This window comes from Metapseudomonas resinovorans DSM 21078 (assembly GCF_000423545.1).
Taxonomy (GTDB): domain Bacteria; phylum Pseudomonadota; class Gammaproteobacteria; order Pseudomonadales; family Pseudomonadaceae; genus Metapseudomonas; species Metapseudomonas resinovorans.
Genome location: NZ_KE384033.1, coordinates 106,996 through 119,325, shown reverse-complemented (window position 1 = coordinate 119,325; position 12,330 = coordinate 106,996). Strand labels below are relative to the sequence as shown.

The 12,330-nt window shown below is 64.8% G+C and carries 13 protein-coding genes and 1 pseudogene; 3 read left to right on the top strand and 11 right to left on the bottom strand.

Annotation, left to right across the window (positions count from 1 at the left end):
- Positions 1–85: 85 nt before the first annotated feature.
- Entirely contained in the window at positions 86–676 is a 591-nt protein-coding gene (locus G559_RS0127315) for a helix-turn-helix domain-containing protein (protein ID WP_028631278.1), read from the bottom strand.
- Between the two features lie 57 nt (positions 677–733).
- Here G559_RS0127315 and rhtA point away from each other — a divergent pair, with 57 nt between their 5' ends.
- Entirely contained in the window at positions 734–1,627 is an 894-nt protein-coding gene (rhtA, locus tag G559_RS0127310; RefSeq protein ID WP_028631277.1) for a threonine/homoserine exporter RhtA, read from the top strand.
- A gap of 89 nt (positions 1,628–1,716) precedes the next feature.
- Positions 1,717–2,658, top strand: coding sequence for a serine O-acetyltransferase EpsC (gene epsC / locus G559_RS0127305; protein ID WP_051246937.1), 942 nt, complete (start codon positions 1,717–1,719; stop codon positions 2,656–2,658).
- Positions 2,659–2,750: 92 nt separating this feature from the next.
- Here epsC and G559_RS0127300 read toward each other — a convergent pair whose 3' ends face one another.
- The 10 genes from G559_RS0127300 to G559_RS0127255 form a co-directional block, all read right to left on the bottom strand.
- Complete coding sequence (locus tag G559_RS0127300; protein ID WP_028631275.1) at positions 2,751–3,881, bottom strand: M14 family metallopeptidase; 1,131 nt, start codon at positions 3,879–3,881, stop codon at positions 2,751–2,753.
- Positions 3,882–3,987: 106 nt separating this feature from the next.
- Entirely contained in the window at positions 3,988–4,647 is a 660-nt protein-coding gene (locus G559_RS0127295; protein WP_028631274.1) for a YceH family protein, read from the bottom strand.
- Between the two features lie 47 nt (positions 4,648–4,694).
- Positions 4,695–5,579: a LysR family transcriptional regulator gene (locus tag G559_RS0127290; protein ID WP_028631273.1), complete on the bottom strand. Its 885-nt coding sequence runs from the start codon at positions 5,577–5,579 to the stop codon at positions 4,695–4,697.
- A 353-nt stretch (positions 5,580–5,932) separates the two neighbouring features.
- Entirely contained in the window at positions 5,933–6,262 is a 330-nt protein-coding gene (locus G559_RS0127285; protein ID WP_028631272.1) for a Rieske (2Fe-2S) protein, read from the bottom strand.
- Positions 6,259–6,570: a YciI family protein gene (locus G559_RS0127280; protein WP_028631271.1), complete on the bottom strand. Its 312-nt coding sequence runs from the start codon at positions 6,568–6,570 to the stop codon at positions 6,259–6,261. The genes G559_RS0127285 and G559_RS0127280 overlap by 4 nt, the downstream gene beginning before the upstream one ends.
- The gene (locus tag G559_RS0127275; protein WP_028631270.1) at positions 6,567–7,442 is read right to left on the bottom strand and encodes an intradiol ring-cleavage dioxygenase; all 876 of its coding nucleotides are present in this window, start codon (positions 7,440–7,442) and stop codon (positions 6,567–6,569) included. The genes G559_RS0127280 and G559_RS0127275 overlap by 4 nt, the downstream gene beginning before the upstream one ends.
- 75 nt (positions 7,443–7,517) lie before the next feature.
- Positions 7,518–8,585, bottom strand: a complete 1,068-nt coding sequence (locus G559_RS0127270) for a maleylacetate reductase (protein WP_028631269.1) — start codon at positions 8,583–8,585, stop codon at positions 7,518–7,520.
- Positions 8,586–8,593: 8 nt separating this feature from the next.
- On the bottom strand, positions 8,594–10,057 hold the full coding sequence (locus G559_RS0127265; protein ID WP_028631268.1) for an aldehyde dehydrogenase family protein: 1,464 nt from the start codon (positions 10,055–10,057) through the stop codon (positions 8,594–8,596).
- A 92-nt stretch (positions 10,058–10,149) separates the two neighbouring features.
- A complete protein-coding gene (locus G559_RS0127260) occupies positions 10,150–11,169 on the bottom strand; it encodes a hydroxyquinol 1,2-dioxygenase (protein ID WP_028631267.1) in 1,020 nt (339 codons plus the stop codon).
- A 38-nt stretch (positions 11,170–11,207) separates the two neighbouring features.
- Complete coding sequence (locus tag G559_RS0127255) at positions 11,208–11,702, bottom strand: cupin domain-containing protein (protein WP_028631266.1); 495 nt, start codon at positions 11,700–11,702, stop codon at positions 11,208–11,210.
- Between the two features lie 428 nt (positions 11,703–12,130).
- On the opposite strand from G559_RS0127255, the pseudogene G559_RS30650 reads away from it, so the two are divergent.
- Positions 12,131–12,330, top strand: a pseudogene (locus G559_RS30650) (hypothetical protein); the annotation flags it as partial.

Below are 12,330 nucleotides of genomic sequence, written 5' to 3'. Positions count from 1 at the left end.
CCCTCCTCCATCAACGCTCGCGCGCCGGACGGCGGACGAAAAAGCGCCGTCCACCCACTACGAGGCTTCCGGCTATCTCTGAGGTTCAGGTCAGCACATTGCGAACGAAACGCACCACCACCTCGCCTTCATTGGCATAGGTGTAAAGTCGGTCACTGCCGAACACCAGGAAGTCTCCGGCCTCGACCCGCTGCTTTTCATCGCCGCGCAGCACACTGAGGCTGCCCTCGATCACAAAGATCATCTCGCGCCAGCCTTCGGCATCCGGCTCAGCCGTGTAGCGCTCGCCCGGCGCCAGTGACCAGCTCCAGAGCTCGACTTCATGGCGAGTCGCCGAACTGGCCAGCAGGGTGGCGCGGCTGCCCGGTTTGCTGCCCACCCAGGCCACGGCATTGATACGGGAACGGTCGGGACGATCCGGCTGCTGCACCAGATCGGGGAACAGCACCCCAAGGGCCGCGGCGATGCGATCCAGGGTGGCCAGGCTGACATTCACATCGCCACCCTCGATGCCCACCAGCATGCGCCGGCTGACACCTGCAGCCGTGGCCAGGGCTTCCTGGCTCAGACCTGCTGCGCGACGCAGACGGCGGACGTTTTCCGAGACGTGTTCGAGGACGTTGGGACGTTCATCCGATTTGGGCAACATATTGCTCATACCCTGGCTTTTGCGCATTATGTTGCACATAAGCATATCAAGACGCCAGCCCTTCTACATTTCGGATTCCGCCAAATGCCCCCGCTGTCGAGCCGCCTCGCCTCCACCCTGCTGCCAGTTTCCGTCCTCATGGTGGCCATGGCTTCCATCCAGAGTGGCGCCTCCCTGGCCAAGACCCTGTTCCCGGTCATCGGCGCCCAGGGCACCACCACCCTGCGCCTGGTGTTTGCCGCCATCATCCTCGCGCTGATCCTGCGCCCGTGGCGCGCGCGCATCAGCAAGGCGTCCCTGCGACCGCTGATCATGTACGGCCTGGCCCTGGGCGGCATGAACCTGCTGTTCTACATGTCCCTGCGCACCATCCCGCTGGGCATCGCCGTCGCGCTGGAATTCACCGGGCCGCTGGCGGTGGCGCTGTTCGCTTCGCGGCGGGCCATCGACTTCATCTGGATCGGCCTGGCGGCCCTGGGTCTCTGGCTCCTGCTGCCGCTCGGCAAGACCGGCGGCCACCTGGACCTGACCGGCATGGCCTACGCCCTGGGTGCGGGCATCTGCTGGGCGCTGTACATCCTCTACGGTGCGCGGGCCGGCAGCGACCACGGCATGCAGGGTGCCGCGCTGGGCGTGCTGGTGGCCGCCCTCTTCATCGCCCCGGTCGGCATCGTGCACGCCGGCACCGACCTCCTGCGCCCGGAACTGTTGCCCGTAGCCCTGGCCGTCGCCCTGCTCTCCACGGCCATCCCCTACACCCTGGAAATGATCGCCCTCACCCGCCTGCCAGCGCAGACGTTCGGCACCCTGATGAGCATCGAGCCGGCATTCGGCGCGCTCTCCGGGCTGATCTTCCTCGGCGAGCACCTGTCGCTGCTGCAGTGGCTGGCGATCCTCTGCATCATCCTTGCCTCCATCGGTTGTACTGTCACGGCACCGCCGCGCCAGCAGGCCCAGCCCCTGGTGCCAGCCGACTGAGCACAGGTTTACCGCAAATCACCTCTTGCGGAAAACAGGTGATTCTCCGCACGCTATAGCGATCCGGACCGCGCCATACAGGTACCCCAATGAACAGACTTCCCTACGTCGCCACCGGCTGCCAGCCGGTGAACTGGCAGCTCGACCAGATCGTCAACGACCTGCGCGATGCCCGCGCCCAATGGCGCAGCCAGCATGGCCGCCTGCAGGACCGTGGCGGCCGCGAACTGCCGTCGCGCGTCACTGTCGGGCATATCATCGAGGCCCTGGGCGGCGCCCTCTTCCCCATGCGCCTCGGCCCGGCAGACCTGCGTGAGGAAAGCGAGGACTTCTACGTCGGCCACACCCTGGACGTCGCGCTCAATGCCCTGGCCGGTGAAGTGCGCCGCGAGCTCTCCTACGCCGCACGACAAAATGGCGCCAGCGGCGATGACATCGCCTGCCAGGCCATCGAGATCGTCAAGGGATTCGCCGCCACCCTGCCCAAGCTGCGGGTGCTGCTGGATACCGACGTGCTGGCCGCCTTCCAGGGCGACCCGGCGGCGCGCAGCGTCGACGAAGTGCTGATCTGCTATCCGGGCGTGCATGCGGTGATCCACCATCGCCTGGCCCATTACTTCTACAAGGCCGGGCTGCCGTTGCTGGCGCGGATGATCGCCGAGATCGCCCATTCGGCCACCGGCATCGACATTCACCCCGGCGCACAGATCGGCAAGAGCTTCTTCATCGACCATGGCACGGGCGTCGTCATCGGCGAGACCGCGATCATCGGCGAGCGTGTCCGCATCTACCAGGCGGTAACCCTGGGCGCCAAGCGCTTCCCATCGGACGAGGAAGGCAATCTGCAGAAGGGGCAACCGCGTCACCCGATCGTCGAGGACGATGTGGTGATCTATGCCGGCGCGACCATCCTCGGCCGCATCACCATCGGCAAGGGTTCCACCATCGGCGGTAACGTCTGGCTGACCCGCAGCGTGCCGGAAGGCAGCAACATCACCCAGGCCAACCTGCAGAACGAATGCGGGGTTTGAGTGCCACGGCCGGGCCACGCTGATGGGTGTCGTTCCTCTACCCATCCTACGAAAAGCGCGGTGGCACCTTTGTAGGATGGGCTACGCTGCGCTCAGCGCAGCTTGTCCACCATTGCCGCGATCACCGTCAGCACGTCCTTGCCCAGGCGCTTGGAACGGTCGCCGTTCCAGGCCGTGCGCGGGTGCGGGTTGTCGTCGTGGTCCTTGAATGGCATCTCGATGGTGAACGACAGGCAGTCAAAGGCCATGCCCACCGCATTGCAGGCCAGGGTGGTGTTGGCCTTGCCCGGCTCGTCGCGGGGGTAGCCGAACTTCGTCTGGAACTCCGCCCCCATGTCCACCAGGCGCTGGCGGAACTCGCTTTCCAGGGCTTCCAGGCGCGGCGTATAGCCGGGGTTGCCTTCGCAACCGGCGGTGAACACGTGGGGGATTTCCTCGTCGCCGTGGATGTCGAGGAAGAGGTCTACACCTACCTTGCGCATCTGCTGCTGGACGAAGAACACCTCGGGCGTCTCGGTGTCGTCGGCCGACTGCCAGGCGCGGTTCAAGTCCTTGCCGGCGGCGTTGGTACGCAGGTGACCGCGGAAGGCGCCGTCCGGGTTCATGTTCGGCACCAGGTAAAGGTCGGCCTTGGCCAGCAACGCGTCCACTTCGGCATCGCCGCGCTTCGACAGGCGCTCGATCACGCCCTCCATGTACCACTCGGCCATGTGCTCGCCGGGGTGCTGCTGGGCGATGATCCAGACCTTGCGCTGGGCATTCGGGTTGCGGCTCACGCGCAGCAGCGGGATCTCGCGACCCTCGATGCTCGTACCGATAGCCACGACCTCGGCGCCGGCCTTGTCCAGGGCTTCGCTGATCAGCCAGTCGTGACGGGCACGGCTGTAAGGCTCGAAATAGGCAAACCAGATCTGCTCGTGGGTGGGCTCCAGGGCGAAGTGCAGGCCCTTGTCGTCGAAACTGCTGGGGACTCGGAACCAGTTGACCTGGTCGTAGGAGGCGGCGGCGTTGTAGCCGGCCCAGGCGTGGCTGTAGGCGGACTGCCCGGCATTGGTCAGGCTGAAGCCGTGGCGCTGGCCGGGGGTCATGTCCTCGACCTTGAAGTGGAACCACTGGAAGTGGTGGCTCTTCAGGTCCGGGCGCATGGCCAGTAGCACCTGCTGCGGGTTGCTGGCGTCAATCACTTCGATATTGCCGCTGTCGAAGTCCGAGCTGATCTTCATGGATACCTCAGGGGCGGTGTTTCACGGTTGCGACAGGATCGCAGGTCGGGTCACGCAGGGAAATCGTCGGGGCGACATCGACGGACAGCCGGCGCCCCGCAGTTCTTTACTCGCCGCGGTCTTCCAGACGCGCCAGACGGGCTTCCAGGTCGGCGACCCGGGCCTCCAGTTCTTCGATGCGCGCATCGGCAGCAGCACGGGACTCACCACGCTCCGGCTGGCTGGCGCGCGCTTCCATCAGGGCCTCCAGATCCGCCGGCTCGCCCATCAGGTGCATGTAACGATCCTCGCGCTGGCCACCCTGGCGCGGCATCAGCACCACCAGCCCACGCGCGATCAGGCGCTCGAGCTGATGGCGGACGTCTTCGGTGTCGTCGAAGTCGGTCATGCGATTGCTGCGGGTCAGCAGTTCGCCCAGGGTCTGCGGGCCACGCAGCAGCAGCAGGCCGATCAGGATCAACTGCGGCTGTACGATTTCCAGCGCCTTGTCCGTTCGCTGCTCCCAGCGGTCGGCGCGACTGCCCATCACCAGCTTCACCAGGCCACGCGACTCCAGGTTGCGCAGTGCCTGGCCGGCCTGGCCCGGGGTGACGTTCATCACCGGTTCGCGGCTGGTCTTCTGGTTGCAGGCCAGCACCAGGGCGTTGAGGGTCAACGGGTAGGCTTCGGGGGTCGTCGCCTGCTTCTCGATCAGGCTACCGACGAGTCGGGCCTCGATGGCAGTGAGGGGGGCTTCGGCGAACTGGGCATGAATCTCGGTGGACATAGCACTATCCGTTTGCTGAAAAGTGCCACTAGCCTAGTCCCCGGCGGCTAGCGAGAAAAGCGTTCTACGAGGAAGTCGATGAAGGCCCGCACCTTGGCCGGCAAACGGCGCCCTGGGGGACAGACCGCGTAGATCTGCGAACTGGGCAACGCAAAGTCCTGCAGCACCTCCACCAGCCGGCCCTTGGCCAGGTTTTCCTCCAGCAGGAAGCGCGGCAGCGACACCAGCCCGAGGCCATCCACCGCAGCCTGCACCAGCACCTCGCCATTGTTGGCGATCAGCCGCGGCCGCACCGCCACCGAACGCCACTCACGCCCCATGAGGAACTGCCACTGGCTGCTGTTGGCGCGGTTCTTGTACCCCAGGCACTGGTGCTCGCGCAGGTCCTCCGGCACCTCGGGGGTGCCGCGTTCGGCAAGGTAGCCGGGGCTGGCGCAGACAGCATGGGGACAAGGCCCCAGCTCGCGGGCTACCAGGGTGGAATCGGGCAGGCGGCCGATGCGCAGGGTCAGGTCGTACCCCTCGTTGACCAGGTCCACGTAGCGGTCGTTCAGGTCCAGCTCCACCTCCAATCCCGGATGGGCCTGCATGAACTCATTGAGCGCCGGCGACAGGTACTTGAGGCCGAAAGACATGGGCGCCGCCAGGCGCAACCGCCCGCGCAGTTCGCTTTGCAGGCTGCGGGTGGCTTCTTCGGCCTCGACCAGGTCACGAAGAATGCGCTGGGTGCGCTCGAAATAATCCAGGCCGGTTTCGGTGAGGCTGAGGCGCCGGGTCGTGCGGTTGAACAACCGGCACTCCAGGTGCCGCTCCAGTGCGCTCATGCGCCGGCTGACCACCGACTTGGCGATGTTCAGCCGCTGCGCCGCTGCCGAAAAGCTACCGGCCTCGACCACCACCACGAATACCCGCATGTCTTCGAACAGGTTCATCTCTTGCTGCCAATAGGGGGCGATGAGCCTTTATTGCAGGTTAGGCGGAATTGGGCATTGGCATTTGTTAAGGCACGCATTTGCAGGTCGCACACCTTGTGGGGACGAAATCATTCGCCAAGGGTAGCGAAGCTGCCCCTCGCAGGCGCCCAGGGCAGGCCACGGGCCGGCTTGGCGAATGAATTCGCCCATACAGTTCGTAGCCCGGATGAAATCCGGGAGCGGCGATTGGAATTTCCCCGGATTTCATCCGGGCTACTGACTGCATTGCCCGTAGGAGCTGGCTTGCCAGCGAATGGTCCCGCTTCGCTGGCAAGCCAGCTCCTACACAGACATGGCGAATGAATTCTCCCCTACAGCAGGAGCATCACCCTCCCCTCCACTACCCGCACCGGCACCGCGTCCAGCCGGCTGCCTTCGCAGGGCCCTTCGATGCACTGACCGTCTTCGAAGCGGAACAGGGCGCTGTGATGGGCACACATCAGCACCTGGCTGCGGTAGGTGCTGAACTCACCGGGACGGAAGTCCAGCGGCACCGAGAAATGCGGGCAGCGATTGCGATAACCCCATACATCCTCGCCGCGACGGACCAGCACCAGCGCCTGGGTGCGGCCGTCCAGTTCGGTGTTCAGCGCCAGGGCGCCACCATCGGTGATGGCGTCCAACGTGCAGAGGGCGTTCATCCCCGCAGCTCCGGATTGCCCAGACCCCAGTTCCAGGGGCGGATCTCGATGTGTTCGAACAGCCCGGCGCGTACGTAGGGATCATCACCGAGAAAGGCCTGCACCTCGGCCAGGCTCATGGCTTCCACCACCAGCAGGGTGCCGTTCATGCGGCCGTTGCCGTTGTCCAGGGTGGGGCCCCCGAGGCGCACCACCACCCGGTGCGGATAGGGGTTGCGCAAGTGTTCCCGATGGGCCGGGCGCACCTGGTTGCGCAGGCCGAGCTGGTCCGGCTTGTCGGTGGCGAAAACGGCGAAGTACTGACTCATGCTATTTCGCGCTCCAGCACGAAGTCGTAGCTGGCCAGTCGGAAGGCCCCATCAATGTCATGGCGGGCCGCCAGTGGATGGTTCGCCTGGCACGGCTGATAGACCACCTTCAGAGAATCCTTCACGCCGAACACCACATCCGACTCCAGGTACGGGTCGTCATGGTTGAACAAGTGGGTGACCAGGGTGCGGTGACCGGGCGCCATGACCATGAAATGCAGATGCGCCGGGCGCCACGGATGGCGGTCGCTGGCCTGGAGCAGGCGCCCCACCGGGCCGTCTGTGGGAATGGGGTAGCTCACCGGGATGATGGTGCGGATGGCAAAACGCCCCTCCTCGTCCGTGCGGTAGCGACCGCGCAGGTTGGTCAGGGGTTGATCCGGGTCCTGCCCGGAGTACATGCCGTTCTCGGCGGTCTGCCAGACATCCAGAACGGCACCCGCGATGGGCTCACCCGCCGCGTCGAGCACACGTCCCAGTACCAGGGCCTGTTCACCCGGGGTGAAGGCCATGTTCTCGCCATGGCCGCGCTCGGGCATGCCCGCAATGTAGAACGGCCCGAATACCGTGGTTTCGGTCGCCGCTTCACTGGCCCGGTGGTTGATGGCGTCCACCAGCATGGACAGGCCGATCACATCGGACAGCAGGATGAATTCCTGGCGCACGATGCCGTCGCACTGCTTGCCGGTGTCAGTGAGGAAGCGGATACCTTCCAGCCATTCCTCCTCGGTCAGCTCCACCTCGCTGGCGAAGGCATGGAGGTGGCGAACCAGGCTTTGCACCACCTGGCGCAGACGCGGGTTGGGCGTGTTGGCGAAGGCGGCAACGGCCCGGGCAGAAATTTTCGCTTCGTTAGGCGGGATGTTGTTCATCTTGTGTTCCCGTTGGGTCGGTGACGGCGAGTGGCGTGGAAGTTCCCTCTCCCTGAAGGGAGAGGGATTAGAACGTCACGCGGGAGGCAGGCCCTGCCAGGCGCGGACAAGCATGGCTTCGATGGCGTCCTGCTCGAAGGGGCGCGGGTTGAAGTAGGGACTGGAACAGGCGATCACCGCCGTTTCCGCTGGCCCCTCCTCGGGCAAGCCGAGCTCGGCGAGGGACGCCGGAATGCCCAGCCTCTGATTCAGGGCGAACAGCAGCGCCCCGACCTCACCCGCCTCTTTCCCGCCCAGGGCACGGGCCGCGCGGCGCAAGGGTTCGGCGGCGGCCTCGCGGTTGTAGTGGGCGGCATGGGGCAGCACCACCGCATGGGCCTGGGCGTGGGGCAGGTTGAAGGTGCCGCCCAACGTGTGGCAGAGCTTGTGGTGGATGGCCATGCCCACCGAGCCCAGGCAGATACCGGCCAGCCAGGCGCCATAGAGCGCCCGGCTGCGGGCTTCGGCGTCTTCCGGGTTGGCCACCACGCCCGGCAGGGATTCGGCCAGGGCGCGGATGGACTCCTCCGCCATCAGGGTAATGATGGGGTTGGCGTCCTGGGCGTAGAGGGCTTCCACCGCGTGGGCCATGGCGTTCATGCCGGAGCAGGCGGAAATGGCCGTCGGCAGGCTCAAGGTGAGTTGCGGGTCGTAGACCACCGTTTTCGGCAGCACGCGGAAGTCGCGCCCGGTCTTCTTCAGGCGGTTCTCGGTCATGCCATAGATGGGGGTCATCTCCGAGCCCGCATAAGTGGTCGGCACGGCGAGGATCGGCAGGCCGGATTCCAGGGCAATCGCCTTGCCCAGGCCAATGGTGGAACCGCCGCCGATGGCCACGCAGCAGTCGGCGCCAAGCCGGGCCGCCTCTTCACGGGCGGCACGGGCCACTTCCACCGGCACATGCATCACCGCCTGCGGGTAGACCCCGGCGGCACGCTCGCCGAGGATGCCCGCCACGCGCTCGCCCAGGTGACGCTGCTCCGGCGTGGTGAGAATCAGCGCGCGGCGGGCGCCGAGCTTGTCCAGTTCGTCGGCCAGGGTTTCCAGCTTGCCCCAGCCGAATACCACGCGAGAGGCCAGGCCTTGGTAGATGAAGGGATTCATGGTGGACCTCAGCGCTTGAAATGGGGCGGGATCTTGGCGTCCACGTTGACCCACACCGAGCGGGCCTCGGTGTAGTCGTGGATGGCCTCGAAGCCCATCTCGCGGCCATAGCCGGACTGGCCGACGCCACCGAAGGGGCTACCGGGGCTGACGCGTTTGTAGCAGTTGATCCAGCACATACCGGCGTGGATGTTCGCCGCCATGCGGTGGGCGCGCTGCAAATCACGCGTCCAGAGACCGCTGCCAAGGCCGTACTGGGTGCCATTGGCAATCGCCAGGGCTTCTTCGTCGGAGGAGAAGCGCAGCACGGTGACGAAGGGGCCGAACACCTCTTCCTGGGCCACGCGATGATCCGGCTGGGCTTCGACGACGGTGGGCTCGATGTAGTAGCCGTCGGCCAATGCCGCATCACTGGGCGCCTTGCCGCCGCTGAGGACGCGCCCGCCCTGGGCACGTGCGATATCAACGTAGGCCAGCACCCGATCACGGTGCTGGGCCGAGGTCAGCGGACCCATTTCGGTATTCGGGTCCAGCGGGCTGCCCAGGCGGATGGAACGCGCCAGGCCGATGAAACGCTCGAGGAACTCGTCGGCGATGCGCTCGTGGAGGATCAGCCGCGAGCCGGCAATACAGGCTTGGCCCTGGTTGTGGAAGATGGCCCAGGCGGCGCCATTCACGGCGGCCTCCAGGTTGGCATCCTCGAAGACGATGTTGGCGCCCTTCCCGCCCAGCTCCAGTTGCACCCGCTTGAGATTGCCCTGGGAGGCTTCGACGATGCGTCGACCGGTGGCGGTGGAACCGGTGAAGGCGATCTTGCCCACGTCTTCATGCTCGGCCAGGCGCTGGCCGGCGGTATGGCCGTAGCCCGGCACCACGTTGACCACGCCATCGGGGAAGCCAACTTCCTTCATCAGCTCGGCGATGCGCAGGGTGGACAGCGGGGTGATCTCCGACGGTTTGATCACCACCGTGTTGCCGGCGGCCAGGGCCGGACCCATCTTCCAGCTGGTGAACATCAACGGGAAGTTCCACGGCACGATCTGGCCGACCACGCCGATGGGTTTGCGCTGCACATAGTTGAGGAAGCCCGCTTCCACCGGAATCACCGCGCCCTCGATCTTGTCGGCCATGCCACCGAAGTAACGGAAGCAGGCAGCCGTGCGCGGTACGTCGAGACTGCGGGAATCGCGGATCGGGTGCCCGGTATCCAGGGACTCCAGCTGCGCCAGTTCCTCAAGGTGTTCTTCGATCTTGTCCGCCAGCTTCAGCAGCAGGCGGCCGCGTTCGGCGCCGGACAGCGCGGCCCAGGCCGGGAAAGCCCGCTTGGCGGCAGCCACTGCCAGGTCCACGTCCTCGGCTTCGGCGGCGGCGATCCGGGTGATCAGCGAGCCGTCGTGGGGCGACAGGACCTCGATAGTCCCGCCCTTCAGGGCCGGTACGAAACGGCCGTCGATGAAGAGTTGGTTTTGCATGGGAAAAGCTCTCCGGGCGCCGCGGCGAACTGCGGCGTCTGTGTATGACGTGAAGTACTTCCCCCTCCCAGAGGGAGAGGGAGCAGAACGGATCAGAACTCCACCGGGTAGGGCTTCAGCTCGCCGCTCTCGTAGCGCTGCGGCAGGTTTGGCGTGGCGTTCTCCCACACCAGCAGCATGGAGCGCTTGGTGGAGTAGCCCTGGTGGCGGATGTCCGCAGGCATGGCACAGATATCGCCGGGACGCATGGTGATGCGCGCGCGTGGCGCACCGTCGTCCTTGTCAGCCACATCCCAGATGATTTCGTCGGAGAGTTGCAGGAACCACTCCACGCGGTCGTTGCCGTGGAACACCGGAAGGATGAACTCCTCGGTGGTCGGGCAGAACAGGCTGGCCTTGCACACCGAGCTGACCGAGGGGTTCCAGGTCACATCGGAGCGCGACAGGTATTTGTAGAGGTTGAAGGCATGCAGTTCGCCCTCGAAGCCTTCGGCAACGTGGATCTCCGGCTCATCCTGGGGCACATCGACAAACTGGCGGTTCACCGGCAGGTCGTTGCGCAACGGCGAATCATCCGGAAGGCCCGGCATGCGCCGGGTGGCCACGCGGAAGCGCTCGATGGCTTCGATGTTGTCGCCGTTCTTGCGACCGAAGGCGCTGCCGGTTTCCTCCGGCGCGGCGAAGGGGTCGAAGCCGGCGTTGGTCCAGTCACGCAGGATGGCCTTGAAAGTGGCCATGATCTTCGGCGTCTCGAACTGCTCGGTGTAATCCACACCAGCGGTTCTCAGCACGCCGTTGAAGGTGCCGGCATAGAGATCGACCTTGCCGTAGTGGTTACGGGTGCCGATCACTTCGTCGAAGTTCACCCAGCCGTAGAAGAAGCCCCAGGCCACATCGCGCATGGTGGCGCGCAGGAAGGCGTCGGCGGGAATCAGGTGCGAGCGCTCCTGGCCTTTGGCTGGCCACTGGATACGCACGAAGTATTCGTCACGGGACAGGGTAAAGGCGCCCAGCTTGAAGCTGCGGTAGCCGGTAACGGAATCAGGCAGGCTGGCTTCGACTTCATCGGCGGCGAAGCTGGCGGAGGTATCGAGGGTTTCGAGCATGGCCATGGTGGATGTCCTCTTGTTCTGGTTGTCGGTCGGGGCTGTCACTTCAGGCAGATGTCTGCCCACTTCTCCACCGACAGCGGTCCCTTGATGGTCTGCAGCAACAACACGTTCGGGCGCGCACTTTCGAAGCGATAGGCGCAGCCGGCCGGCAACAGGGCCTGGTGGCCGCGCTTGAGCAGGACATAGCCCATCGGGCGGCCCTTGGGCTGCTCGCCGGCCAACTGGGTGCCCTCACCTTCGGCAAGTGGCTCTTCAAGCTTGAGGAAGTCCACCCGCACCTCGCCGTCCACCGAGATGGCGAACTCGTCGTGGGCGGCGGTGTACCAGGGAGAGGTGCCTTCGGCGCGCAGGGTCTCGATGACATAGCCGAGGTTCAGGCCGACCACGACCTTTTCATAGGGAGCGGAACGGCTGGCGACGTCGAAGATATTGGAGAAAGCGTAATGGCGGGCTTCGCCCTGGATGATCTCGATCGACCCCATGCGATGGTCGTCGAGCGAGCCGAAGACAGTACGGAACGCGGCAGTGCTCATCTCATTCACCGTTTGTTGTTGTAGTGGGTGAGTGAACGTTACGAGCGGCACCCGCAACCAACAATTCCAAGGCAGGCGACAACAGTGTTTGCAAAACGCGAACAGTCTTGGAAGCGCTCTAGCACGCCGCTCTCGGCAAGCTGCGCGGCTTTATCCGCAAGATAAAAACCACAACAGCGGGAACGATGGAGAGACGCTATCGCCTACATTGATCGAATAAATCGATTATGCCAATTCAAGGAAATAGCCTTTCCACATTGCGCAATAGCCCTCTCAAAAAATCACTAACTCATTGTTTTTAATAGGACACCAATAACTATCATCGGTGTCGATGGTAACCATCACGCAGGATCACTTCTTGATCGAAAACGTATCAGTAACATGGGCCCCGTAGACGAATTCCACCCCCCTCACCGAGGTGCCCGAAAATGAAAAAGCAAATCCTTGCCAGCCTGTTCATCGCCAGCCTGTCCGCCACTGCTTTTGCCCTGCCCCAGGGTTCCGTTGTCGCTGAAGGGGGTTCCGACCGCACCAGCATCCACCGCGTAGCCGAAGGTGGTGCTGACCGCACCGGCGCTAACCGTATCGCTGAAAACGGTTCCGACCGCTCCCAGTCCCTGCGGGTAGC

Coding starts and splice junctions, on each gene's coding strand:
- G559_RS0127295 (WP_028631274.1), bottom strand. CDS start 4,647: ATGTCCACCGAGATTCATGCCCAGTTCGCCGAAGCCCCCCTCACTGCC.
- G559_RS0127275 (WP_028631270.1), bottom strand. CDS start 7,442: ATGAACAACATCCCGCCTAACGAAGCGAAAATTTCTGCCCGGGCCGTT.
- G559_RS0127290 (WP_028631273.1), bottom strand. CDS start 5,579: ATGAACCTGTTCGAAGACATGCGGGTATTCGTGGTGGTGGTCGAGGCC.
- G559_RS0127260 (WP_028631267.1), bottom strand. CDS start 11,169: ATGGCCATGCTCGAAACCCTCGATACCTCCGCCAGCTTCGCCGCCGAT.
- G559_RS0127315 (WP_028631278.1), bottom strand. CDS start 676: ATGCGCAAAAGCCAGGGTATGAGCAATATGTTGCCCAAATCGGATGAA.
- G559_RS0127265 (WP_028631268.1), bottom strand. CDS start 10,057: ATGCAAAACCAACTCTTCATCGACGGCCGTTTCGTACCGGCCCTGAAG.
- G559_RS0127255 (WP_028631266.1), bottom strand. CDS start 11,702: ATGAGCACTGCCGCGTTCCGTACTGTCTTCGGCTCGCTCGACGACCAT.
- epsC (WP_051246937.1), top strand. CDS start 1,717: ATGAACAGACTTCCCTACGTCGCCACCGGCTGCCAGCCGGTGAACTGG.
- G559_RS0127280 (WP_028631271.1), bottom strand. CDS start 6,570: ATGAGTCAGTACTTCGCCGTTTTCGCCACCGACAAGCCGGACCAGCTC.
- G559_RS0127300 (WP_028631275.1), bottom strand. CDS start 3,881: ATGAAGATCAGCTCGGACTTCGACAGCGGCAATATCGAAGTGATTGAC.
- G559_RS0127270 (WP_028631269.1), bottom strand. CDS start 8,585: ATGAATCCCTTCATCTACCAAGGCCTGGCCTCTCGCGTGGTATTCGGC.
- G559_RS0127285 (WP_028631272.1), bottom strand. CDS start 6,262: ATGAACGCCCTCTGCACGTTGGACGCCATCACCGATGGTGGCGCCCTG.
- rhtA (WP_028631277.1), top strand. CDS start 734: ATGCCCCCGCTGTCGAGCCGCCTCGCCTCCACCCTGCTGCCAGTTTCC.